General features: G+C 37.8%; 20 protein-coding genes. 7 read left to right on the forward strand and 13 right to left on the reverse strand.

Annotated features, from left to right (window positions below; genetic code table 11):
- Positions 1–15: 15 nt before the first annotated feature.
- Positions 16–3969, reverse strand: a complete 3954-nt coding sequence (locus tag H6731_04010) for a zinc-dependent metalloprotease (GenBank protein USN51583.1) — start codon at positions 3967–3969, stop codon at positions 16–18.
- 174 nt (positions 3970–4143) lie between these two features.
- The gene (gene ligA / locus H6731_04015; GenBank protein USN51584.1) at positions 4144–6153 is read right to left on the reverse strand and encodes an NAD-dependent DNA ligase LigA; all 2010 of its coding nucleotides are present in this window, start codon (positions 6151–6153) and stop codon (positions 4144–4146) included.
- A gap of 336 nt (positions 6154–6489) precedes the next feature.
- Here ligA and H6731_04020 point away from each other — a divergent pair, with 336 nt between their 5' ends.
- A complete protein-coding gene (locus tag H6731_04020; GenBank protein ID USN51585.1) occupies positions 6490–7044 on the forward strand; it encodes a hypothetical protein in 555 nt (184 codons plus the stop codon).
- A 19-nt stretch (positions 7045–7063) separates the two neighbouring features.
- Here the strand turns inward: H6731_04020 and H6731_04025 are convergent, their stop codons facing one another.
- Together H6731_04025 and H6731_04030 are read right to left on the reverse strand one after the other, a co-directional pair.
- Positions 7064–7918, reverse strand: coding sequence for a DUF2608 domain-containing protein (locus tag H6731_04025; GenBank protein ID USN51586.1), 855 nt, complete (start codon positions 7916–7918; stop codon positions 7064–7066).
- Positions 7919–7958: 40 nt separating this feature from the next.
- Entirely contained in the window at positions 7959–8759 is an 801-nt protein-coding gene (locus tag H6731_04030; protein USN51587.1) for a phytanoyl-CoA dioxygenase family protein, read from the reverse strand.
- Positions 8760–8955: 196 nt separating this feature from the next.
- On the opposite strand from H6731_04030, the gene typA reads away from it, so the two are divergent.
- Together typA and H6731_04040 are read left to right on the forward strand one after the other, a co-directional pair.
- Positions 8956–10779, forward strand: coding sequence for a translational GTPase TypA (typA, locus tag H6731_04035; protein ID USN51588.1), 1824 nt, complete (start codon positions 8956–8958; stop codon positions 10777–10779).
- A 145-nt stretch (positions 10780–10924) separates the two neighbouring features.
- On the forward strand, positions 10925–11494 hold the full coding sequence (locus H6731_04040; GenBank protein ID USN51589.1) for a GNAT family N-acetyltransferase: 570 nt from the start codon (positions 10925–10927) through the stop codon (positions 11492–11494).
- Positions 11495–11538: 44 nt separating this feature from the next.
- Here the strand turns inward: H6731_04040 and H6731_04045 are convergent, their stop codons facing one another.
- Positions 11539–12048, reverse strand: a complete 510-nt coding sequence (locus H6731_04045) for a hypothetical protein (GenBank protein ID USN51590.1) — start codon at positions 12046–12048, stop codon at positions 11539–11541.
- Between the two features lie 159 nt (positions 12049–12207).
- Complete coding sequence (locus H6731_04050; protein USN51591.1) at positions 12208–12975, reverse strand: hypothetical protein; 768 nt, start codon at positions 12973–12975, stop codon at positions 12208–12210.
- Between the two features lie 234 nt (positions 12976–13209).
- Between H6731_04050 and H6731_04055 the strand changes: the two genes are divergently transcribed.
- Positions 13210–14565 carry a hypothetical protein gene (locus H6731_04055; protein USN51592.1) on the forward strand — a complete coding sequence of 452 codons (1356 nt, stop codon included), beginning with the start codon at positions 13210–13212 and terminating at the stop codon, positions 14563–14565.
- 29 nt (positions 14566–14594) lie between these two features.
- On the opposite strand, the gene tolQ is transcribed toward H6731_04055, so the two are convergent.
- Together tolQ and rpsD are read right to left on the reverse strand one after the other, a co-directional pair.
- A complete protein-coding gene (gene tolQ / locus H6731_04060; GenBank protein ID USN51593.1) occupies positions 14595–15239 on the reverse strand; it encodes a protein TolQ in 645 nt (214 codons plus the stop codon).
- 253 nt (positions 15240–15492) lie between these two features.
- Positions 15493–16110 carry a 30S ribosomal protein S4 gene (gene rpsD, locus H6731_04065; GenBank protein USN51594.1) on the reverse strand — a complete coding sequence of 206 codons (618 nt, stop codon included), beginning with the start codon at positions 16108–16110 and terminating at the stop codon, positions 15493–15495.
- A 331-nt stretch (positions 16111–16441) separates the two neighbouring features.
- Here rpsD and H6731_04070 point away from each other — a divergent pair, with 331 nt between their 5' ends.
- Complete coding sequence (locus tag H6731_04070; GenBank protein USN51595.1) at positions 16442–17962, forward strand: hypothetical protein; 1521 nt, start codon at positions 16442–16444, stop codon at positions 17960–17962.
- Positions 17963–18054: 92 nt separating this feature from the next.
- Here the strand turns inward: H6731_04070 and H6731_04075 are convergent, their stop codons facing one another.
- The 4 genes from H6731_04075 to H6731_04090 form a co-directional block, all read right to left on the reverse strand.
- Positions 18055–19215, reverse strand: coding sequence for a hypothetical protein (locus H6731_04075; GenBank protein USN51596.1), 1161 nt, complete (start codon positions 19213–19215; stop codon positions 18055–18057).
- Positions 19216–19433: 218 nt separating this feature from the next.
- Positions 19434–20222, reverse strand: coding sequence for a hypothetical protein (locus H6731_04080; protein USN51597.1), 789 nt, complete (start codon positions 20220–20222; stop codon positions 19434–19436).
- A 129-nt stretch (positions 20223–20351) separates the two neighbouring features.
- Positions 20352–20942, reverse strand: coding sequence for an ATP-binding protein (locus H6731_04085; protein ID USN51934.1), 591 nt, complete (start codon positions 20940–20942; stop codon positions 20352–20354).
- A 167-nt stretch (positions 20943–21109) separates the two neighbouring features.
- Positions 21110–22015 (reverse strand): LysR family transcriptional regulator, encoded by a 906-nt coding sequence (locus tag H6731_04090; protein ID USN51598.1) that lies wholly within the window; start codon positions 22013–22015, stop codon positions 21110–21112.
- Between the two features lie 100 nt (positions 22016–22115).
- Between H6731_04090 and H6731_04095 the strand changes: the two genes are divergently transcribed.
- Together H6731_04095 and H6731_04100 are read left to right on the forward strand one after the other, a co-directional pair.
- Positions 22116–23720 carry a VWA domain-containing protein gene (locus H6731_04095; protein ID USN51599.1) on the forward strand — a complete coding sequence of 535 codons (1605 nt, stop codon included), beginning with the start codon at positions 22116–22118 and terminating at the stop codon, positions 23718–23720.
- A 250-nt stretch (positions 23721–23970) separates the two neighbouring features.
- Positions 23971–24312 carry a hypothetical protein gene (locus H6731_04100; protein ID USN51600.1) on the forward strand — a complete coding sequence of 114 codons (342 nt, stop codon included), beginning with the start codon at positions 23971–23973 and terminating at the stop codon, positions 24310–24312.
- 82 nt (positions 24313–24394) lie between these two features.
- On the opposite strand, the gene H6731_04105 is transcribed toward H6731_04100, so the two are convergent.
- Positions 24395–24994 carry a peptide deformylase gene (locus H6731_04105; protein ID USN51601.1) on the reverse strand — a complete coding sequence of 200 codons (600 nt, stop codon included), beginning with the start codon at positions 24992–24994 and terminating at the stop codon, positions 24395–24397.
- Positions 24995–25121 lie beyond the last annotated feature (127 nt).

A 25121-nucleotide genomic window follows, 5' to 3' on the forward strand; every position in this document is an offset into this window, starting at 1 on the left:
TTAGATATCCTCTTATTAATTCGCTTTTTTATTGAGTTGTCGAAGGCGTTGGATAAGACTTACTGTTTCTTGAAGCTGATTTTTTATTTGCTTTTGTCGAAGTTCAAGCTTAGCGATTGAACAACTTTCCTCACCGATATTTTCTAAGATCGGGCTTGGACAATCAGGATTATCTTCATCACAACACAGCCATTCATTATCGGCCATACGCTGTCTGGTTTTTACACATTTACAAAGCTCTTCCTTATTTCTGAAGTTTTCATCAACAAGGCAGCGAGAAATTTTTTCATAATATTCTTTTTGATAGCGAGCCTTTTCAAGCAAATTTGCCGCTAAAGACTTTCCTTTATGGAATTTTAGTGCCTGATAGCTGTAGCCAGAAAGATGAGTAAATTGAGAAATGTCATAACTGCTATTTAAATTGTTATTTTGAATTTCATCTCGACAGCCATGGCAATAGACAGAAATAGACTGAGCAAAATTATCGTTCATTTCTGAAGCATTGGTTATAAAATTAACAGCATTATTCAAAGCAAACGAAGCAATAGATTTATCCATTGATGGAATCAAGGTTATGACATTGCCGTAATCAGTTAATTTTAAATTTTCTTCATCTACTAAATTTCTGACAATGATTTTATTATCGCCATCTAAAATAAAAGCTATATCATTTAAACTATTATTTATGATTGCATTATAAATAGTGCTAACAGCCTGCGGAAATAATTGGTACCAACTAAGCATCGCTAAATCTTTATTTTCAAGATTAGTAGCCACAATTCCTTGTCCCAGCGGTTCAACAAGTTTGTAGAGAGCATATTTTTTTATTAACGAAGAACCAGCAAAAACAATATATTTATCATCGATATTTTTGATTGATTGTGATTTAAATGGCCGTCCTACTCCTAATGGAACCTCAACAAAATGATAATCATTGCGCCCTTCGATATTACCGAAGCGATTGAACATACTGATAGATTTTGCATCGCAATAATCAAGCTGGTTGAAAGGAATTAAAATATTTGATGCTGCCAATCTATTGCCTGCATGTGTTGAAATATGATCCGATTCAAGAAAATATTGAGGAGCAGAAATGTGGCCACCAGGTTCAGGCAAAGCAATAATGTGAGATAGATGGTTTATTCCAATAACTAAAGCAGAAAGATAATCCCTCTCTAAGAAACTTCCCCTAAATTTTGAATCATGATTGGCATAATAGTGAAACCATCTAAGCATATGGGAAAAGCGATCGATTGTATCTAAATCTTTTTGTAATGATTCAACGGCTAAAGCTTGCCCTTCAAAAGATTCATCTTTAGCTAAATAATTAAAAATAAAATTAGTCCAAAAGCTCTCTTTAAGCGATTGAGCAGCTGTTTTCATATCTGGACCCACATCAAAAGAAAGGCATTTTGGATCTGTTATTGCACTTGATTCGTCGCAGAAAGCATAGGGCACAGCGTGGGAGGGAAATTCATCTTTCGCAAGCAAATTATTCCAATCAAATTTTACATAAGATCTTTCATGAAGTTTATTTTGATCTTTAAAAAGCTTCTTTGGAATTTCACGATAGTCATCATATTTTAGATAATCTTTAATGTTTATAAATTCTGGATCGACACTAAAATTTTCCTTAGGAAATACCTCTACCTGCTGAGTGTAAGCCCACATAATTGCAGCATTGTCATAATGCCCAAGTCCATAAGCGGCACCCAATGGCGATGCATGATAATCCATGACGCTTGAGTACATACTTTCTCTTTGCCCTAAGCATTCTTGAGTTGTAATTTCTAAAATATTTTTTGCCGATGAGCTTAGTCCTTCTAAGTTGCTGAGACATTTTCTTAGTTGTTTTTTTATAGAATCATCATCACTTATAGCGAGAGCTTCTTTGATTTTCTTTGGTAAATACTCGATATTCCAAAAATGCTTTGAATAATTGAGCGCATCTGATGATGCTGCCATATTGTGTTTGAGTCCGAGATTATGACCAATCTCATGCATCAATACCGATGAAAAAATCTGTTCGCGAATATAATTAAATTGTTTCTCTTCTGATAAATCATCACTGTTTAGAGTAAGTCTCATGGCCAATGGAGCAATAAAGCCCACGGGATCCATCAACATCGTATTTTTATTTTGTGTCTTGCTCGATAAGCCATTAAATTCACCGTCGAAATTTCTATTGTAGCTTGACTGAAATAAATTTAATTCATCGCCATTCAATTCTAAATAATGAGCTAATCTGTCACCATTAAACCCACTCAATACGGATGAAAAATTATTATTTTTAAACAAACTGATACGTTTATTTAATTCATTAATTGCACTGATTGATGGCTGCGCATCTTTTGCGTCAAATTTATTTTTAACAAGACTATTTAATATTTTAGTTCCATTCTTTGTCGACTTTAAAAGTGAAATTTTTTTAACTAATTTTTGTGTGCTTTTATCAATGTATTTCAAATTAATATGAGCAGTTGCTGAAATTATTTCTCCACTATCAGGATCAGAAAACATAGGTCCATAGCCACTCCATTGGGTAATATTTCCGTCGACAACAATATTAATGAGATTAAATCTAAGATCGCCAAGGCGTTGATAGACAAACGGATTTTTAGTTTTGCGTGTATGAAATTCCAATGACGTACATAGTCGTTCGAGTAAGCTTTTTGCATTTATTTCGTGAAAATATCTTTGATCAAAATCGCTGATGGTTTTTATTTGCTCAAATGAGTCTTTTAATTGACCAAGAGTTATTTTTGCACTTTTCTCGATTTCATTTATTTCATCATGTGAAAATATTGATAACAATTCTCGAATACTCTTATAATTGCATGAGTTTTCTTTGAGTATCATAACCGAGGGAACTTCAGTTATTGAACGATATTTATTTTTTTGCGCATGAAATATAGCTTTTCTAAATGCTTCATTCCACTCACCTATGGCTCGATTACTTGCAGGCAATAATTCTTCAGGATGCAAAACGTTGGTGTAGTAGATTATCGGTTGAATCTCTCTATCTTTCATTGCGATAGTTTTGTTATCGCTCCCCAAACTTCTCTTCCATATATTGAACAAAATAGCATTATTGATGGCCTTCTCATTCAAGATTCCCGTCGTACGATCGTAAAGACCTCGCCCGTTTATCCCTGTCTTAAATAAGCCAATGCGATCATCGATAGCAATGCGTTGAAGCTCGCTTCCCTTGGCATAGATGACACTTTTGGGTAAGGGCAGCGGTATAAAGTCGCTATCGGATTTTTTTAAAAATGAGTGTCTGATATCGATTACAGGTGCCGCTGTATCTTTTTTAAATGCGCTCCCAAAAATTCCCAAGGCAGATTTTTTAGATACTTCGATTGGGTGGCGAGTAGTTATATCTATATAGTTTCTATCTATTCGAATTTTATTTGGATGTGCTACTTGTGATTGATCGACCACATAACTCAGGCTACTTTCTATCTTTAAGGAAGTTATTCCTTCATCCCTATCTTTTCGCTTCAATTGATTGACAATATTTTTTGACCAATCTACCTGCATATAGCGGCGTTGATGCCAAGGATGACTTTGATCTACTAAATCACCATCATAATCAAAGTGAGCACTTATAAAAAATGCAAGCAAAGGAGCTCCTCGGTAGTTATCTTTAACTCCCGGCTGATCCTCTAAATCCAATCCTTGTACTTTGGAACTTGAGCGCCACGCTATCAGTAAATTTTTTGTGATTTCCCACTTAATAACGTCAGGGTGGAAGACATGCCCTTCAGCAATTCCTAAGGCCTGAGTATTGATGGGAGCATCGATCACTGTCATGCGATAATACCAAGGCTCAGTACTTACTCCTTGCTTTTTCCATTGAGAATTAAAAATTTCCTTGTCAAAAAGGTTATTTTCGTAATAATCATCTGCTTTCGAGCATGCAAAATTAAACAAGAGCAGCACTGACAAGAAAATTATTTTTGGCATATGAGCTTCCACCACAACGGCCTAAATAAATGAAAATTATTTTCTTTTCTTGAAGTTCTCTACTAAGAGCACGAAAAGAAAGCCAACTTTTAAACAGTTTCTTGACGTTGACTTCCTAATATTTCTGCATAAAATTTAGATTGTTGCTTGAAGGCAAATTCAAAGCCTTTGCTTTTATCCTGAAGCCATTTTTAAAAACTCACTTTCACTAATTATTTTTATGGCACTTCCTTGAGCAATAAGTTTTTCGGCTGTCTTTTGTTTGGTGCTTTTATTTCCTTGACCTAAGAGTGGTGATCCATCATCGCCAATAACCAAAAAATCTACCTTATCACTCATAGCACCAGGCGCTCTACCGCCCATTTTTTTTACCAACTCTTGTGCCGATTTTCTTTCCATGTGAGCCATTTTTCCGGTGAAAACAAAACTCTTACCAAAGATAGGACTGTTTTTATCTGCAACTTCCAAAGCTTCTGTAAAATCTTTTATTTTTACATAAAGCAAAATTTCATCGATTTCTTCGCTATAGTCTTCGAGTCCAGCTACCACGGATTGTGCAATTCTTTCACCGATTCCAAAAATCGGTGTGAGGTCTTCAATCGATAACTCTCTAACTTTAGATAAAGAATGAAAATTGGCAGCAATTAATTCAGCGATATTGGCACCTACTTCATCGATACCCAGGGCTCGCAAAAAAGCTTGAAGTTCAATTTCTCGTTTTGAATTAATTTCTTCGATAAGTTTAGTGGCACTCAATTGCCCCATGCCCTCGATCTGTAAAATATTTTCTATTTTAAGCTGATAGATATCTTGATAATGTTTGATAAAACCGGCTGCATGCAATTTTGCAACAATTTTTTCACCCATTCCCTCAATACCGATAACGTGGGCAAAGTGCACCAAACGAGCAACGGTGGCAACCACACATTTTTCTTTGTTGCTGCAATAAAGAAATTCATCCTCAATATAGGTTGCATGATGACAAGAAGGGCAATGTTTAGGTATTTCTATAGGCGCTCCCCTTCTCATCAAAACTCTTTCTACATGGGGAATTACACCACCACGGCGATTGATCTCCACCAAAGATTCTTCACACAACTCAAGTGCGTTAAAGATTCGCAGGTTATGCAATGATGCTCTGGAAACATTTGCACCAGAAACAAAAATAGGTTTAACAATTGCCACAGGTGTAATAATTCCACTTCTCGATACCGACCATTCCACTCTCTCAAGCTTTGTTTGAGCCGACTCACCGTGAAACTTAAACGCTATGGCAAAACGTGGATGATGAGCTGTTTCCCCTAGTCGAGTCTGTTCAGATTGTTCATTAGCTCGATAGACCACACCATCTATCTCATAGTCAAAGGTAGCTCGATCTTTTTCGAGTTGAAAATAAACTTCTGATGTTTTTTCGTTATTTTTTACTATATGCCACGGCATCATAGAAAAATTGCACTCAGCGAGAATTTCAAACTTTTGCTTTTCGGTAGCAGCTTTTGTTCCCCTAATATCGTAAGGAAAAAAACTTAGACCATAGGCTTTAGATTTTTCTTTTTCTTTATGTTTAAGCGCTCCGGCTGCAAGATTTCTAGGATTAGCGAAAATTGTTGAGTATTCGTCATTAAATCTGCTCAAAGGCAAATAAACCTCGCCACGGATTTCAATAGCCGTTGTTTTATCAACAAAATCTTTGAGCATATGTGAGTGCAGATGATGAGGAATATCTTTTATCATCTTGATATTTTGCGTGATATTTTCGCCAATTTTTCCGTCACCACGCGTTGCTGCTGAAATTAATTTACCTTTGGGAGAATAAATAATGCTGCACGCTACACCATCAATTTTTGGCATCACTACAAAATCACCATTTATTTTTTCTGCCCACTTAAAAAAAGTTTGCACGTCGTAGCATTTTTCCAGTGACAGCATGGGTTGTTTATGAACAATTTCTTCACGAAAGCTTGAAGACTCTTCAATATGTTCTAGCTCAGGTGAATCTGGATTAATAAATCGCAGTGTTTCAACCAACTTATCAAAAGCTTCGTCACTAATCTCTGGATCGGCATCACGAAAGTATTTTTGATTGTGATATGCCACTAAAGAACTGATTTGGGATTCCGATAAATTGGGAAGCTTATCCAAAAGCTCTTTACTATTTTCTAAAATATTTTTGGCATCACGCATTTTAGGCTCGATCCTTTTTACTAAATTAAAATAACTTTAATATTTTGCCCAATCGAAAGGGAAAGGCAATCACATCTACCTTCAAATACCCTGCGAGCTTCATCACAACATCACTCCATCTCTGCTTAAGAAAGTAATGCCTATCAAATAAATTAATAAGGCCTTAATTTCTTCCTAGTCCTCTCTCTGCTGCGGGCGTTCAGAAATTAGGAGCTTAGAGACTGTTTTGAAAATATATTTTCAAACAGTCTCTAAGTAATTTTGTGATTAATATAATATTTTTTAGCAACCAAAAATTCTCATGGCCCGATACCTCTAAGGTAAGGGGTCAACATTATGAAGCTGAAATTTCCTGTTTTTATAATGCTCACATCTACTGTTGGTATAATAGGCGGTATTTATTTGCTCCTCAATGGAGCAGACATAAGCGGCACCACAAAAAGGACCCAAAAAACTGATAGTGAAAACAAAGAAAAATTATTCAATCAAGCTAAAAATTACAATAGTGTCAATCACCCTTCACATGAAGGAAATTTTACTTTTAAAAACTTGTCTAAAAAAATTAACACTCCGAAACACAGCATTGCTATGTCCCCTCAAGATATAGATTATATAAAAAAACTTTCCTCATTGAGTGCCCAAGATTTATCGCAAGAGCTCAATGAGCTTAAACAACGAATTGAAAAATCTGATTTTGTATTACTTTTGGAAAATAAAAAACTTGATGCAACACAAAGTAAAGATGCCAAAGCTACTTTAGAAAGATTTGCTCTTTTAGGTCTCGAAGCAACCAGAAGAAAATATGCTGACTTAGAACCAGAGCTTAAAGATGCTCTCTACGCTCATCAGGATAGTTTAAGAGAAATACGTGAAATGCTTGGTCAGTACTAAAAGACCATTTCAAAAGTATTCAGCGGGCCCCCATTAAGACCGAACGGTATGCCTGTGGCACTATCACACGCTTGAGTCTTGTTTCTAATTCAAGTAATTTTTGTCCAGCTTCAACAACATTGAATTCCGTACGAGACAAAGCACCTCCATAAATTATTCCTAAATAATTAATGCGTGAATCCTGCGCGTACTGAGATACTTTTGAAATATAACGCTGCTGATCATCGGCCTGCCCAATCAATTCAACTGATAAACCACAGCCTACAGCCAGGTCATGAAACTTAATAAATGCTTGGTCTTTAGAAATTTTTTTTCCAGCATAAATTACCCCGCCTTTAAAGACGCTCCTCGCATAGGACCACTGCTGCTCAACACACTGAAAAACAGGCGCATTAAAAGCTAAGCCTATCTGCTTTAGATGTTTTTCTGTCACTTCTTGGAAATATGATGGTCGTGAACTTACTCCAACAATGGTTGCTCCTAAACTTTGCCATCTTTTGATTGCGGTAATGGTAGATTGCTCTACCACCATCACTTTGACATTTTCCTGAATGACCTTATCAATATCATTAACCACATAAAAGGCATCCTGACTTGGTGCACCATTTTGCCTTAGGATATTGATGGTGTGGTAATACCACGTTGGAGTTCCCAAAATTGAGCTCGAGCGAAAAACTGTATCATCTAGATCAAAGACTATAAGCTGATGACTTTTTGCAACCATGCTTTGATCGATGGCGTCGATAAATTCGCTCATTCGATCAGAAATAATTACCTCTGATTTGGCATTCTTGTTGAAAAGAAAATAAACCAGACCAAAGATCAAAAGTGCACTTAAAAGCACAGCAGCACTAAGATCGTATTTAGTAGCCATAGGATTTTTTCCTCGAGCACATGCGCCAAAAATGCTGAAGTTACTTCAACCAGTTGGACTTGGGAAAATATGCCTTGCCATCAATAAAATGCAACGTGTAAGCATAACGAGTTTTAGACGATCTATTTTCCTCACTAAAATGAGGCAGCATACCGTGTAAAACAATCACGTCTCCTTTTTTTGCCGGCACTGGTTTAAAACTATTTTTAGGCCAATGCACTCGTTTAGCAGCGCTAAAGCAAGTGGATTTTCCTCCTTTGATGAAACGTGTTTTTAATGGTCCCACATGGCCACCTTCCAGCACCCATAAACAGCCATTATCCTCGTTGGCATCTTCTAAAGCAAACCACAAACCTATAACAGAGTTTGGCTCAGTGTAGAGAAATGTTGCATCCTGATGAGCAGGCACAGCATCACCAAAGCCAGACTGCTTAAAAATAAACATTGATTGCACAAGAAGTGGTGATTGCTGGCCCAGCATTCGAACAATCTGATAAAAGCGCTGTTGATGGGAAAACTTGCCAAAGACCGGACACCTATGATGCAGAGCATGCCCTACTTTGTTCAATAAAAAAAATGGATTATCATTTTTTTTGGCTTTATGTGCGTTTGGATCCCAAAAAAAAGATATATTCTTGGCAGAATTAAGAAAAAAATCGTCACACGACTGTTGCTCTTCTCCCGCGCGAAAAAAATTATTTTTCTCCCCCACACACCTATGTGCTACCAAATCACGCATACGAAATATTAATTTTTCACAAGAAACTGGATCCACCAAGGATTTCAAATGCGCATAACCTTTAGCGGCAAATTCCGCTCGTAAATCCCTGTCTTCTGCCATAGTATGCTCCATAAATGTTTTTCCGTTTTTCAGGTAATTTTCTATGAATATCAACCCCTTGAAAATATTGTTCAATTCATTTTGCCAACAAAAAGTGTGCCAACAAAAATTGATTATTGGCCCAGTATATTGTCATAAAACACACATATGCTAGGTAGAATTATTCATGATTTTCTAGTTTTTTGGACTTATTCGCATGACCACAAGCAGTAAAAATATTCGCAATGTAGCTATAATTGCTCACGTCGATCACGGCAAAACAACCATGATTGATAATCTTTTCAAACAAGCAGGCCTCTTCCAGGCTCACCAACACATGGATGATCGGGTGATGGATTCTGGTGAACTTGAAAAAGAGCGAGGCATCACCATTACAGCTAAAAATGCCAATTTCACCTGGCGCGATACGCAAATTAATATTATCGATACCCCCGGTCACGCCGATTTTGGTGGTGAAGTAGAACGGGCTCTCTTCATGGCTGACGGTGCTATTCTGCTGGTTGACGCTGCAGAAGGGCCTCTTCCGCAAACTCGTTTCGTATTAAGAAAAGCTTTTGAAAAAGGTCTACACGTTGCAGTGGTAATCAACAAGGTCGATCGTCCTGATGCTCGAATCGATGAAGTTGAAGAGCACGTCATGGAATTATTTTACGATCTGGCTGTGAGCGAAGAGCAGACCCAATACACAACTGTTTATGCCAGCGCCAAGGAAGGTTGGGCGAGCAAGGATAAAGGCGTCGTTAAAGAGAATCTTCATGATTTATTAGATCTAATCGTAGATGAATTTCCTCCTCCTAAATTGGAGAATGACGGCCAATTCAGAATGCTTGTGGCAAATCTCTCTTATTCATCATTCGTTGGCCAAGTAGCCATTGGACGTGTCGAATCTGGCTCCGTCAAAGTAGGACAGCGCGTTATTTTGATTGATGAACAAAATAAGCGCAATGCTTTTACCATAAGCTCTCTCGAAACTTTTTTTGGTCTAGGAACCAAGAAAGTAGAAAGCTTAAGCGCAGGCGAAATTGCGCTGATCGCAGGTTTTCCAAGCCCAAAGATTGGCGATACCATCTGCCAAGAAGAAGTTTTGGAGGCTCTTCCACGAATCAATGTTGACCCTCCATCAGTTGCCATCAAAGTATCGGTCAATACTTCGCCTTTTGCTGGACAAGAGGGTGAATATCTCACCAGCCGTAAACTAGAAGAAGTTTTAAGAAAAGCCTGCCTCACCAATGTGGCGCTCGACATTGAACCTACGCAGAACCCTGAAATGTTTCTTTTAAAAGGGCGCGGTGAGCTACAGATTGTAATTTTGCTCGAAGAATTGCGTCGCAGCGGTTATGAGCTCATGGTTGGACGTCCAGAGATTATTCCTCACGAAAAAGATGGCGAAAAATTTGAAGCGGAAGATCAAATGGTGATCGATGTTCCCGATAATTTTGTTGGGACTGTCACAGAGCTTTTATCTGAGCGAGGCGGTCGAATGGAGTCTATGACTACACTCGAGGGTTCAAACCGGGTGCGCATGGAATTCTCTATACCTGCCCGTGGTTTGATCGCTTTGCGCTCCACTCTGCTGACACGCACCAAGGGAGAAGCCATCTACTCAAGTTCTTTTAAAGGCTACATTCCTTTTCTTGGCCAGCGCCTATCACGCGCCAACGGAGCTCTTGTCGCAGATCGCAGTGGAGTTTCTACCGAGTATGGTCTTTTTAATCTTCAAGATCGAGGAAAGCTGTTTATTGGTGCTGGTGCAAAAGTCTACGAGGGCATGGTTTTTGGCGAAAATAATCGTACTAACGATATCAATGCCAACCCTGCTCGCGAGAAAAAGCTTACCAATATGCGAGCATCCGGAAAAGATGAATCCACCAAACTTTCTGGGATTTATCCTTTGGATCTCGATGCCGCAATCGAATGGATCGATGATGATGAATGGGTAGAAATTACCCCCAAAACCATCCGAGTACGCAAGGATGAACTAAGAACTAACTTCAGAAAAGTTATTCGTAATGTTTCTTAAGGATTGTTTTTAAAACAGTATTTAATTCTATGGGGCCCAGCGCCCCTTTTCCTTACTTAAATCAGGCTTATATGGCGATAGAGTTTAATTTTTAAGCTACCTGAAATATCGCTCAGAATTTGTTAGATATCACTGGAGAATAATCATGCTTTCAAAAATAAAACGGCACCATATCATACTCTTATTCCTTTTAGGCCTCATCAGTGTGGTAGGAATCATTATTTGGAAGGATGATCAAAGCGAGGGCCAAAAGCTCATTATTCGCCCCTTCAACCAAAAAAGCGATTTGGTTCCGCTTAGCACATTGATAAATGCCAATAAATTTATGCTTTCGGAAAACAATAATTTTCCCACGGAAAAATTTCTTCTTTGGCGTGCTCCTAACTTTGATCCGGCCAGAAAAGGACAAGCTCATATCGACGTTATTGAAGTAGATGGTGTGCCTGCTGGTTTCGTTTCTTTCTATCGAAAATCAACTTCGGCCGGCTATGTTTGGCTTCTTGCAGTAGACAAACATTTCCGCGGCCAGGGTTTGGGGCAAAAACTCATGGAACATGCGCTCGGTCAACTCAAGCAGCAGGGGGCACGCTTTGTCACCCTCACCACACGCACAATTAACACCCAAGCCTTAAAGCTATATTTGAAACTTGGATTTGTTGAAAAATCTCGTGATGAGGAACGTGGCATTGTGTTTCTTACAAAAGAGAATTTATAAACGATTTTTGCCCTCTTTGGAATAATGAGAGAGGATATTATGTCTTAGGAGTTTAGAAAAGAAAGATTGCATTGATAAGCACGAAATATTGTCACCAAAAAATCTCCTCGTTTCGCAAGAGTATATTTTAAAATAAATTTACTTTCTGTGCTCTTTTCAATCCATATATTGTGTGTGTGATCATTGCCCCAGGGCAGAGGTAAAATATCTCTATCAGGCATTTTATCAACGCGCTCAATATAAAAACTATTTTGTCTCACCTGATTTACATAACCAAAATTATTTAAAACTATATTTCTGTCGGCCAACGTAATGCTGAATTGTAGGTCGTCTGCACTAATAGCGCTTAATTCAACACGGCAATCGCCAGATCCTCTGGCAGATTTTTCTTTTTTATCATAATGGTCAAAATAATCGCCCTCACCTCTTAATACAATATTTGTTCTCTCTTCAACTCCATCAGGAAAGAAGAATTCTTGTAGCTTTTCAAACTTATTGTGCTCTGTGGCAAAAAGTTGGTGACACAAAAATATTATCGGAATTAAGATTTTCATTAAATCGCTCCTTAATAAGGGAAATTCCTTTATTTTTATGTTTTGTGAAACCATGTTTTCATTCACTAAAACCAATCCAAGAAATTAACTGAAAATGCCCACGACAAAGCGAGGACTAAGAAAAGCTTAAAGGTTCGGTTAATTTCTTAGATTAATAGACTATGAGGCATTAAATAACTTTTGCTTCCAAAAGACAGGTCTTTGCACTTGCTCTAAAACAACGCTCTTTCGGTGCTCGAGTTCTTCTTTTATACGTTTTGGTAATTGTTGATTATAAAATTTTAATACTATTTCTCTTAGTTCTTCATTATGCGTCAAACGCACTATCTGCACATAGGCATAAAGCAAAAACCCAATTGTTCTGATGCCTGACCAGAAGTTACCAAACAATTCATGGGAGCGGGCATAAACTTTTTTAAATTCTTTTAAGGAACAATAATATCTAGAGATATTAAACCAATGACTATCATCTAAATACTTCTTTAAAACCGTATGCCAAGAATTTATTGAAGCCAAAGAAAGACCATAGCCCATTTCTTCTAGATATATTTTTGAAAAAATCTCTTTTGAATTAATTTTATTTTTAAATTGGGGGTATAAAATTTCGTCTTCAACCATTTTCAGCAATTGAGTTTTGAGCGAAGTATTTTTAATGAAACGATATGCGTCGTGAGCTCGCATAAATTTTTCTCGTTCATGGTCTATAAAAACATGGAATCGCCTTCCTGCCTCAAATGATGACTCTGTCCTTAAAACATATGCCAAAGAATGATCTTCACTATAATGAGTCGCTTTGCGACTAATATCGCTTACATAGCGTATATCTGGAAAACTCGTTCCAGCTATAAATTCGTTGCGGTTCGAAATCTCAGGAGCACTATTGAGAAGCGCCAGCGCTGAAATAATATGTCCTATGGGTGCTGCCACTTCTATCTCACCAAATTAGACACTAGCATTAGAAAACACGATACAAAAAAATCTCGATTAACTCTTAGAGTTTGCCTTGAAAATATTTACCAAAGCCTTTTTTGTTTTTTAGCAGATATACTTTCACCGTCAAATGAGACAATAGTAAAAGCTTGTTTTTTGAACTCTTTAAAAAGCTTCACCATAGATCGCATTCAAAGAATATATATCTTCTAAGCGCAACAGGGGGAATATATGTCGCAAATTACACAGGTTTACAACAATTCAATAAACAAAAAAACTAATCAGAGCCTAGAGCCACGTTCTCAAATAAAAATTGATAGAAACACCAATCACACAGATAGCTTTGAAAAAACATCTAAAGCACAGCTATTTCGATCTTCTTCAGTAAAAGAACCACGGCTTGAGGAAAAATTTTTGTCCACTTTAGATTTACCAAGCTACGGCATCATTGCTAAAAATTTTATCGATAATTACATGCATTTTGACAACCAAATTTTCTCCAATATAGATAATCTGTTAATTGAGCCAAGCAGCCCCGAACTTGTTGGCCCACGAATACGCTCGGCTCCTGTGGCCCACGAGCAAAAAGAACTCGAAGAATGGCATGCTCAACACGCCTATAAGTTTGCTGAAGAACTTTTGAACGCTGATGAAAAAACTCGCATAAGACATCAAAAATGCGAAGAAAAAGGCATAGGTTTTAGCGGCAATCTATCAGCAAAGACACTCACCGTTAAAGAATTTGCCCATTTTGCCAAAGATGATCTCACAATTGGTGGTCGTGTAAAAAAAATTACCAATAATATATGTGGCCTTTCTATTTATGAAATGTTGCCACTCTATGCTTCTAGAAAACTACCTAAGGTAGGACTCATTCTTTCAGAATTAGCCCTCAATACTGTTTTAACAGCTACTGGTGGAGCATTTGCTCCTGTTAGCTTTGGAATATCTCAAATTATCACTAATCAACTAAGCACAGTTGTAACCCTGAGTGGGGATGCCATCATAGGAAAAATTTTGGGAGCAGAAAATAAAAAAATTGCTACCTATGCTGGTCTAAGAGGCATACAGCTGGAAATTCCCAATATTATTCCAGGAGGGGCGCTCATTCAATATTATGAAGCAGGGATGACATTGAGCAGCGGCATGGCCATTGGTGCAAGCAGCATCGCCGATATAATTTTACGCAACACCAGTGATCGCTATGCGTCGATGATTTGCGATAAAGATCTGGGTGATGTCAGGGTGCTGCATGCAATGAATAAACGCATCGATTATCTTTCAAAATTTTTAATTCCCTATGGACACTATCTTTTGCTGCGTTCACAAAATACCGAAACCAAGAAAAAGCTGCGTTATATCCTTAAGGAACAACTTAAAGTACTCAGGAAATTAGAAAAAGTTAAAAGCAAAGCACTCAACTTTTATCAACTTGCGATTTTGGCTGAACGTCTCCCTGAATCGCACAGGGCAGAAGTTGAAGCAGCTTGCAACGCAGCTGTGCCAAATATACATCGTAATACCCACAAAGTAGCAAGGCGATGTCTCGCCACCTTGCTAAGAGAAAAACCTATAGCCAATCTTTAGAGGCCAAGTTGAGCTTCTGTGAATACTGACTATTTTTGCGATCGCAACACTGCAAGCACATCAAGGGAGAAATTTTCTAAATCTCCTTTGAGCGACTTTAATTTTGTTTGAAAGAAATTATAGGCCATCACTGCGGGAATAGCAGCAAACAGTCCCAGGGCCGTAGCCAATAATGCTTCGGCAATTCCAGGGGCCACGGTAGAAAGATTAGCATTACCAGCTTCGCCGATTTGATGGAACGAAGACATAATGCCAACCACAGTACCAAACAAACCGATAAATGGTGATATGGATCCTATAGAAGCAAGCACTGGAAGTTGAGCTTCTGCTCTCTTGAGTTCACTGCGCCCCGAACGGACCAATGCGCGCTCTATCACTAAAAATGCCTCACTTTTTTCTTTGTTTTTTTGAAGTTGGCGTTCAAATTCGTGCACGCCATCCTTAAATATTTGAGCACTCGGACATCCTGTATTTCCTTGACCGAGCAATAAATTTAAATCTTTGGTCTGCCAAAATTGATCAATAAATTTGCTGTTATTTTGCAGCATGCCCTTGAGCATAAGCCACTTGCTCAAAATTATTGCCCAAGAAAAAACAGAAAATAGTAATAAAATCACCATTACCATCAGTCCTACTGGACCTGCATGGGAAAACATTGAAGTAAATGAAAACATTAAACTACCCCTTAAATTACGTGCTTGTCATATTACAGCCTGAGCCAATCTACCAGAGCAAATTTTCTTGTTACGCATTTTTTTATTGAGAACTATCCTGAGTTTAGAGAACTTTAATTTTTGTCACAGCTTAGACAATGATAAGCACCTGTTTTGAAAATAATTTTAAGCTCGCTTACAAATTTCATGCAAAAAACCTCGGTTGTTACCGAGGTTTTTTATTAGCCTTTGAACTCCATGAAAATAACTACGATTATCTTCCGGAGTAGTATTCGATAACGAACTGCTCAAGAACCTCTACCGGAATATCTTCACGAGCAGGCTTCATGGTAATTTTTGCTGCAGTTTGTGCATCATCAATCTCAATATAGCTTGGCAACGACAAATTATTTGGATCTTTGCGATTATTCTTGATCTGCTCACGCATTTTGCTGTTTTCGTGAATGCTTATTACATCACCCACACGAAGCGGATATGAAGGAATATCAACACGCTTACCATTTACCACAAAGTGACCATGACCTGCCATCTGACGAGCAGCACGCACGGTTGGAGCCATACCCGCTCTAAAAACTGCGTTATCCAAACGAGTTTCGAGAGCTTGCAGCAAGTTGGTTCCAGGATTCCCTTTGGCAGATGAAGCCTTGCTTACATAGCGACGAAATTGCTTTTCGCTGATGCCATAATGAAAACGCAATTTTTGCTTTTCACGCAAACGAACAGCGTAATCAGAAAGCTTAGCTCTGCGAGTTGGCCCATGTTGCCCGGGTGGATAAGGACGACGTAAATCGCCTTCACTGCGCATAAGACCTGGAAGTTGAGTGCCAAGTCGACGAATAATTTTTAGCCTTGGGCCACGATAACGTGCCATTACATACTCCTTGCTTTACCGCTCTTTTTTTCAAAGAGCTTCCTCTTTGGATAAAGCTCAATAAATGATGTAAACGAAATTATAGTAGGCCTGGTCTAGCCGCTTTCCTTTGAAGGGTCAATGGGCGCCCAAGCTTTGTCAGGCCGTAATATTTAAAGCTCATACGGATAACACCCTAAATTTTATAGATTTTTATAATTCCCTTCTCAGAAAAAATCTCTCATGTTGATCTTCCTTAAAAAAATTACTATTTCAAAAGCCACATCACACAAAGCTGCCATGCCAAATCAGCCTAGAACGATTTTGCATTTTAAACGATTGAGGAAATTAAATGACTCTAAAAAAAACGTTCATATGCGCAGCGCTCCTGCCCAGAGCGGACGATCCTCATGATTATTGGCTCATAGACATGGAAAACAAAAAAACCATAGCTAACTGGCAAACATGCATAGAACAGGCCAAATATCTCTTATGCCTCGATAGCAAAGCTTTTCTCAACAAACATCCTGAGTTCCTCAAAAAATCGCATTTTATCTGTCTATCCACCATGAAAAAATTGATTTCCAAAGACCACACCGCAACACTCAAGGTGCCTCAATGGGAAAACGTCTTTGATGCCGTCGCTTGGCTGAGCCAAGTCTACGAAAAAGCCCTTTTAGAAATTAAGCGGCGAGATATTGCTCCCTTGCTCAAACTTGAGTGCGAATTAATTCCCGTTTTGGTGCAAATGGAAAAAATAGGCTTTCCTTTTATAAAAGAAAAATGGCTTGAGGCCTTGGAAAAAATAGCAAACGAACAAGCAAAGATAAAACAGAAGCTAGCCCCCTATTTCCAGCAAGAGGGCTTTTTATTGTTCGGTTCTGAAACCATCGATCTTCATCAAACAAATAGAGTAAAAGAACGTCTTGAAAAAATTATTGGGAAGAAATTAAGCAGCACATCTGCTTCAGTACTAAAAGATATTGACCACGAAGCAGCACATCTTTTGATGCGCTACCGCGAACATGAAAAAATGCTAAGCACTTATGGCGAGCATTTTTTGCCTAAAATCATCAACAACCGCATTCACGCAAGCTTCGTTGCCATAGCGAGTTCTTCTGGACGAAGCACATGCCTTAATCCTAATCTCCAAGCACTCCCCAATGACACAACTTTTCAGGCATGTGTTGAATCTCCCCAACCTTACGAGCTTAAATATTTTGATTACAGCGGATTTGAACTAAGAATTCTCGCAGCACTGAGTAAAGACCCAAAACTGAGCCACATTTTTAATGAAGATCGTGATATTCACAGTGTTGTCGCTCAAAATATATTCAAATGTGAAGTTTCTGAGAAAAAGAATCCTCACCTACGCAGCAAAGCAAAAATTTTGAACTTTGGCATTATTTACGGCATGGGCGAAGCAACATTAGCGCGACAGCTAAAAACTTCGCAGCACGAAGCTCAACAGCTGATGGAAAACTATTTTAAAAACTTTAGCCAAGTTAAAAATTTTCTTGATTCTCTTGAAACTCAAGCAAAAAATAATGGATTTGTTCAAACAGCTCTTGGACGCAGAAGCTATTTTGATCACGATATAAGAAAAAATTTAGGCCATATGTTGCGGCTAGCACGCAACATTCCTATACAAGGAACTGGTGCTGAAATATTTAAATTAGCGCTTATAAAAGTTTCCAAAAGCTTTGATAAAAATTCTCTCAATGCCCGCATTGTAAACATGGTGCATGATGAAATCGTAGTTGAATGCCACAAGGACTGCGTGGAGCAGGCAAAAAAAATCATAATTCAACAAATGCATCAGGCTTTCAATGCCATTCTTCCCAATTTAAAGGCTGCAATTGGTATGGATTAATTTTTGCTTAACGACTCTACTTCAAGTAACAAATAAATAAGCATTATTTACACTTCTTAAAGCTAAATGACTTTTGATTTTATGAGGATATCCTAGCTTAAGCTCATATTTTTAAAGCCCACCTCAGGAGCAATTTTAAATAAAAATTCAATAAATTCACTTATCGTGGATGCAAAGTAATCGATATTGATCTTACCAGAAGCATTTTTAAATCGGTCATCAAAAGTGTGAAATAGCACATTTAACATACGCACATCAGTATTTTCAGATGTTGCTATAGCTTTAAGATTGATAAGCGAAAACTTCAAGCTACTCCCACCTTCTGCTTCATAGAGTTTCTTTCCCCTGCCGAGTATTGGTCTGAGCTTATATTGCGGGCGTGGTGTAGCTTTATTCAGAGTCTCGCTTTGATCAAAGTCAATTATTTTCACCTTGGGGCCGACCAGCGAAATCTCCCGCCCAAAACCTGAAAATATAATCCCATCCATTTTTTTGGTTGTAAGAAAAATATTGCCTGGATGAGCATCAAGATGGATAAAACCAGTTTCTTTATAGGCATTTTGCAAAGCAACGGCCATTTGTAAAATGATACTAAAGATTTTTTTCACCTCCATTTCTTTGAGATTATAACCAAATTTCTCTTTCGCCTCTTTGGCATTGATAGCAAAGTCATACAATGTCATGCCTTCAAGCTTTTCCATCAGGTAAAATGGAATTTTTTTATCCGTACTTTTGCTCCCAGGCGAAAATGGATCTAAGGAATCTGTTGTACCAAAACCAAAGAAATCAGGAAAAAAATCAGCTGCGCTCATATCTGCTGGTAAAAATTTTTTCGATCTTAGCTGGCTTAGCATTTTACTAAAATAAATTTCCCTAAAAGCAATGTTTGACCAAAGATCTTTGTCGTTTTTGATAGGATGTAAAGTTTTTAAAATAAGAGAGTAGTGCACATCTCCTTTTGTTTCGAGCAACAAAATCTTTGCACCACTTTTGCCTCCTCCAATTTCTCTTTTCTGTTCAAAAATTTGTCTCAAATCTTTAGAAGAATTACTAATCTCATTCTTTTGAAAAACTGCTGATATATCCGGAAGCAAAGTTTTAGGAAAAAGCTGAGCAAAATAATTTTTCTCTTTTTCCTTTTCACTTATCTGAATAGTTTCATTTGTTTTAACTATGTTTTTTGGGCTGAAGTCTTGCCCACACGAACACACAAAAAATAAAAGTTGAAACAAAATAACTTTTTTATTTTCCATTAGACCCCAACTCATTCAATACAAACCAAAAAAACAATCACCCTTGAATTTTAAAACAAAATTTGGGAAATATAAATTTTTTTAACAATTCTATTTTTTCAGAATTCCCTAAACCGTGGTCAATAATAATCGTAATATCTACAAAAAAAAATTCCCCAAGAAACTATTTCTCAATAGTCGCTCGAGGAAAACATAGCAAAAAATAAAAGAAACTATGATTATTTTTTGCTCCATCTTTGCAGTTGTTTCTCAATCTCGGATCTTTGTACGCTTCCTAATTCTTGATAGTTTATTTTTAACTCGAGATGACCAATGCTTAAGCCAGTATGATCCATTTGCAAGCGTCTGGGCCTAAAACACCAAGGCACGCAAAGCACCGAATTTTCACTCACAAAAAAATCCTTGCTCCCATATTCGCACATAAGTTCTGGCAAGCAAAACATTCCACAACAAAATGGGATCAATGCAGATTGCACCATAGTGAGGAAGCATCCGGTAGAGGGCGCCTTAATTGTGGGCTCTACCAAATAGGGAGATGCCTCAAAGCTAAAATTAATATTTTTTTGCCCAGCAATCTGCTGTAGTTCCGTAGCTAATTTTTCTGCCACTTGAAAAATAATATATTGAGTTTCTAAATCGATCGCTGCTTTTTCTTCTTCCAGCTTTTTTAAAGGAACCTGCCATTTATAGAATTCATAATCATAACCATGAGATGATTTAACATGATATTTTTGGCTTAGAGAAGCGCAGGCTTTATCTCTGAGATACGGTAACAATAAATCAGCTATCTCAGCCTTGATAGTGTCTAATTTGTTTTCAATTTGAAAATCAATGTCGTTTTTTTTCTGAGCACTCCATCCTGAATCTGGATGATCAACTTTTTGCATTATAGATTTTAGAGTGATTTCTTTGCACGAATCAGCACTTTCTATTCGCTGGTAGTCTGCTGTTGAAAAAACCAGAGTGTGAAACACTATGGTGCTCACTAAAAAAATCTTTGGAAGCATATATCACCTAGAAGGCGCCCAGTTGGCCAAAAAGATATTATGGGAAAGAACATTTTTGCTTGAAAATTTAATCCATTTTTGCTGGGATTTTTGTTCACTGATAGTTGACTTGAGGCTCATGACCTAGAATTATTCTTGACTAGCATGCCCAAAATCTTTTCCGCAGCAATGAGGCAAAATTTGCTCAATCAAATTAATAGCCAGCCGCGCTTTTTCCATAAAATCAACGGTGCTTTTTACAAAATAACGATTAGGATGCTTGCTCCATACTAATTTAAGTTTTTTATCAATCAGATGAGCTTGATGGGCATCTTCTACCCTCACTGGATTGCTGTGATCATAGCCACTAAGTTTTGAAGGTGTTTCTAAATGAATGATTGCTTCATAACGAAATAATTCATACTCATAGGTGGTCTTGAGCTGCTTAAAATAAGTCGCATGACTGCCTGGCCAATAGGCTAAGCCGTCCAGTGAGCCACGATCACACAATGCAATTGCTGTATTTCCTTCATCTTCAACCAGCTGTTCAAGTTCATGCTGCACATGAAATATTGCTCGCTGTGATGCTCTTCTTCCAGCGACACTTGGTCTTCGCCAGAAACCTCCTTTAAAAATAATACTTGCAGCCTCGGGCAGGATAACCACGTGAGGACAAAGTGTCCGTCTCAGCATTTCCAACACAGCAGTTTTGCCTGCACCCGGGCCACCAGTGACTACAATTCGCTTGCATTGATGACGACTCTTTCCACATTTACACAAAGTATCTTGATGAGCATTTTTTTCATTCACGCTTTCGACCTGCTGTAATTTTTTAAAAGCTGCGTTTCAAAAACAATTCTAAAAATAAACATTTATGCAAAACCAAAATAATTTTATCAAAAAATATTTTACAAAGCCTCATTGAGGTGCATCAACAAAAATTTAAACACCGCATTCTCAATAAAAGTTGAACTTCTGTATTTAATCCTATTCATTGAAATGGGATTTATTAAAGCTTGTTTATTGATCGATATCTCCACCAGATCGTGTCCTAATTTTTTTAACTCAGAAAAATGATTGCCGCTAATGATCCCTGCCCCCATTCCATGGCAAATCATGCGCGCCACGTTCTGGCTGCTGCTTAAATACGAAGAGATATTGAGCCTGGTGGGAGTTTGACCAAAATGATGCCTATACCATTTTTGAAAGATGGGCTCACCCGGCAAATAGGCCAAAAGAGGCAGTTCATTATGCAGATGTTTTTTAGGACTGAGAGGATATTTTTTTAACAAAGATCTTTTACAGCACAACAAAATGCGCTCATCATAGACCAAAGTTGTTTCCAATCGAGTATCAGAAATAACACCATCCAAGAAAGCTATATCCTGCTCTCCCGACAACAGTTTTTTAGTCATCTGAGAAGCCATGCCCACATGAAGGTGAATAACAATCGCAGGATAAATTTTCTTAAGCTTAACTAAAACAGGAATCAAAACACTGTTAGCAAACTCAGGTGGCGCACTAATGGAAATTGCTCCACATGGAGTACTACCGCTGAGCTGCTCAATGGTAAGTTGCAAACTATCCAGGCTATTTTTGCATTGTTCGTAGAGTGAGTGTGCATTTCTTGTGGGAATTAAACTTTTCCCCACTCTATCAAATAAAATTAAATTCAAAGTTTCTTCTAGATTTTTTATATGTTGACTCACGCCACTTTGAGTTAAAAAAAGTTTTTTTGCAGCTTGAGTCATGTTTTGATCTTCATAGACCGCTTGAAAAATTCGCAAAAGATTAAGGTTTATATTTGCCATCATTAATTTCTCTAATGCTTACTCATTACAATAAATCATTTTTCATCAAACATAATTTTGGCTAAATCCTAGGCAGAACAAAAAACATCCAAGGGGGAAACTTATGTTCAGAAAAAAATGGGTAAAACTTTCATTCCTGGCACTGTGTGCTGGGTCAAATATTTCTGCTAATCAAACAGCTTCAGTGGAACTCAACTATAGTTTTGAAGATGCTACCAATAATGAAATAACTCACGGTCAAAAAACTGTGGCGCTTGATCTTGAACAGGCCGCAAGTACAGATATGATCGATAAATCACTTTTGCTGATTGATATGGCAACATCCATGAAAACATCCATCGAAGAGTTTTATGGTGCATGCCAAGATCTAACTCCTCTTCCTCCACCACTACCTAGGCCCATACCTTATCTACCGACTCAACCAATAGTACCGCCGACAACAGTAATTCCTGTAGTTATCGAAGATCCTTGCTCACCCATCAAGGCTCAGGCTCGAGCAAGTCTGCTCAGTGATATTTCTTCATTTGAACAAAGGCTCAATCAAAATCTTATATTTAAAAACGATGAAAAATTATTTGAGCGCCTGGATCTATTCAGAAAACTCGCCGACAATATGGAAAATTATTCCTATTATCCTGGTATAGGCTTTCCTGAGCGTTCTCATTTGGATGGATCCATCGGAGCAATCGTGGGAGCACCAATAAATGTTAGTTCTGGTGGTGCCATGGATTTTTCTTTTGTTAAAAAAACAATTGAAGATGGCATGGTCCCTTACAAAGACAATATCGATATCAAAGGATTTTTGAGCGATTTTGATTTAAGCCCACAACTTTCAGATTGCAATGCTGTCATCTGCATCGAACCTTTTTATAAACTTGATCCTCAACAAAAGAAATTATTTGTGCAGATCGGTATGGATTCCAATGTGAATGATGCAAACTTTCAAAGAAAAGATTTGAATCTCAGCTTGGTTATCGATATTAGCGGCTCCATGAGCGCAACAGATAATACCGAAAAATCGCGACTCGATTGGGCTAAAGATGCGGCCATTGAAACAGTAGAAAATCTCCGTGAAGGCGACTATCTATCGATCATTGTTTTTGAAAGCGAAAGTGAAATTATTTTGCCAATAACAAAGATTGCTTCTCAAGAAAGCAAAGAAGATATTATCAATACAATAAAAACTCTCGAAACTAAAGGCAGCACCAACCTCTATGATGGATTGCGACTGGGATTTGAATCTTTGAGTCAACAAAATTTCATTGATAGCAATAATGATAAAGAAAGCCGAGTCATCTTGATATCCGATGCAGGGCTTAACACTGGTTTCACGGAGCTTTCAACAGCCCTAAAATTAGTAAGTGATTACGCTTCGGAAGGTATTGGCCTTACTGCCATAGGTCTCGGTGAAAATTTCAACCAAGAGTTCATCCTTGGTATTAGCCAATCTGCCGGAGGCAATTACATCTATGTTCATTCTGGCAGGGATATGTATCGCTATTTTCAAGAATTTAAGTTTCTCGTTTCACCGGTAGCATACAAATTGAAAGCATTTTTAACACTCAACGACATGAAAGCAAGCTTAAAAGAAAGCTATGGACTACCTAAAATAAATGATGCTCAAAAATCTGAATTCATCAACGTGCAGACACTATTCTTAACCAAAGGTGGCGGTGGCACCATGATCTTGGAATATGATCTGCAATAATGATTTCGTGATTTTAATAGAAAATAGTTAGATTTTTTTCCATACCTAAGATCAATTTTGGCTGAAATTTGAATAAATCGGAGTCTTCAAAAATTTCAGATTTCGGCCAAAGTCAAACTAATAGACTGTTTTAAAGTATTAAGCGAATGATTTTTTCCTTGCCATAAATTCGGCCAAAATATCAAGCTCCCTCAAATAATGATCATCAAGGAATTTCCAACTGCCCACAAAGGACAGCAAGGAGCGAATTATGAAAAAGATGATTACTATAATGAGTTTAGTAGCACTATGCGCCCAAAGTGGATTGGCAACCTCTATGTCAAAACCAAGAGCATATTGTCGTAGCTATGATGGTGCAAAATCTGTAAGAGTAGAGCCAAGTCCATTTGGCGGAAAAATGCAAGCAAAAATTTATCATCATGGTACAATCCACCAAATTCTAAAATGCGAAGATAATACCGATGTGCTCTATCGCTGTATGGATGAAAATGCTGTCCCAAGAATTTTCACTCTGCAATATGATGGTGTAACCGGACTCTATGAAGGCACTCATGAGTCGCGGGAAATGGAATGTCGGCTCATTAATCATTAACCACTAAAACTCTGCACAACTCAGAACTTGGGGGGCATACTACAGGCTCCCCATTTTTTCTAAATGTGTGATAACTAAAAAATTACTTCATTCTTTCTTTCCATTGGGGTTGAGGAAAACATCTGTGCCAATCTTTCCATTCTTCTAAGTTGCGATAGCGAAATACTTCATCTGGCTCAACTAAGTGCAAACTTTCATTTTTATCCATGCGCTGGGGAAAACGAATACCATCAAGGTGGTCTATTTCATGTTGAAAAATTCGCGCGACATAGCCTTGATGTGTTTCAGTCAGCTCGTTGCCGTTATGATCAAGCGCTTCAACAACTATTTCTTTTGGTCTCTCAACAACGCCTCTAATTTTTGCCGTTGAATAGCAGCCTTCATACCATTCTTCGCTCTCTTTTGAAAAATATGTGATTTTAGGATTAATGTAGAGCTTTAATTGAGCCGTATGCCCTTTGCCATCAGCTTTTACATCAACTATGATAACCCGCCACAATTTACCAATTTGAGGGGCAGCGAGTCCAACTAGTATACTTCCTTGCCGATCAGCTTGTTCACCTGCCGCAAAGCTAAGCATGTGTTTGAAAAATTCCTGAGTCGATGGAAGTAGAATCTCTTCACGAGTAAGTTTTTTAGACTTTTGCTCTAAAATAGAATCATGACAATCAACAAAGTTCATTTTCTCACCCACCTAATTTTTAAAAGTCTCTCGTAGAGAATTTTAGCTACCAAATAAATTTTAAGGATATCTTCTACACTTACAGCGTCTTCTCGAAAATCTGAACAGCTGTCTAGAATTAGCAAAA

The organism is Myxococcales bacterium, from assembly GCA_023898405.1.
In the GTDB taxonomy this organism is placed as follows: Bacteria; Myxococcota; UBA727; order UBA727; family JABDBI01.

Coding starts and splice junctions, on each gene's coding strand:
- H6731_04010 (USN51583.1), bottom strand. CDS start 3,969: ATGCCAAAAATAATTTTCTTGTCAGTGCTGCTCTTGTTTAATTTTGCA.
- ligA (USN51584.1), bottom strand. CDS start 6,153: ATGCGTGATGCCAAAAATATTTTAGAAAATAGTAAAGAGCTTTTGGAT.
- H6731_04020 (USN51585.1), top strand. CDS start 6,490: ATGAAGCTGAAATTTCCTGTTTTTATAATGCTCACATCTACTGTTGGT.
- H6731_04025 (USN51586.1), bottom strand. CDS start 7,918: ATGGCTACTAAATACGATCTTAGTGCTGCTGTGCTTTTAAGTGCACTT.
- H6731_04030 (USN51587.1), bottom strand. CDS start 8,759: ATGGCAGAAGACAGGGATTTACGAGCGGAATTTGCCGCTAAAGGTTAT.
- typA (USN51588.1), top strand. CDS start 8,956: ATGACCACAAGCAGTAAAAATATTCGCAATGTAGCTATAATTGCTCAC.
- H6731_04040 (USN51589.1), top strand. CDS start 10,925: ATGCTTTCAAAAATAAAACGGCACCATATCATACTCTTATTCCTTTTA.
- H6731_04045 (USN51590.1), bottom strand. CDS start 12,048: ATGAAAATCTTAATTCCGATAATATTTTTGTGTCACCAACTTTTTGCC.
- H6731_04055 (USN51592.1), top strand. CDS start 13,210: ATGTCGCAAATTACACAGGTTTACAACAATTCAATAAACAAAAAAACT.
- tolQ (USN51593.1), bottom strand. CDS start 15,239: ATGTTTTCATTTACTTCAATGTTTTCCCATGCAGGTCCAGTAGGACTG.
- rpsD (USN51594.1), bottom strand. CDS start 16,110: ATGGCACGTTATCGTGGCCCAAGGCTAAAAATTATTCGTCGACTTGGC.
- H6731_04070 (USN51595.1), top strand. CDS start 16,442: ATGACTCTAAAAAAAACGTTCATATGCGCAGCGCTCCTGCCCAGAGCG.
- H6731_04075 (USN51596.1), bottom strand. CDS start 19,215: ATGGAAAATAAAAAAGTTATTTTGTTTCAACTTTTATTTTTTGTGTGT.
- H6731_04080 (USN51597.1), bottom strand. CDS start 20,222: ATGCTTCCAAAGATTTTTTTAGTGAGCACCATAGTGTTTCACACTCTG.
- H6731_04090 (USN51598.1), bottom strand. CDS start 22,015: ATGATGGCAAATATAAACCTTAATCTTTTGCGAATTTTTCAAGCGGTC.
- H6731_04095 (USN51599.1), top strand. CDS start 22,116: ATGTTCAGAAAAAAATGGGTAAAACTTTCATTCCTGGCACTGTGTGCT.
- H6731_04100 (USN51600.1), top strand. CDS start 23,971: ATGAAAAAGATGATTACTATAATGAGTTTAGTAGCACTATGCGCCCAA.
- H6731_04105 (USN51601.1), bottom strand. CDS start 24,994: ATGAACTTTGTTGATTGTCATGATTCTATTTTAGAGCAAAAGTCTAAA.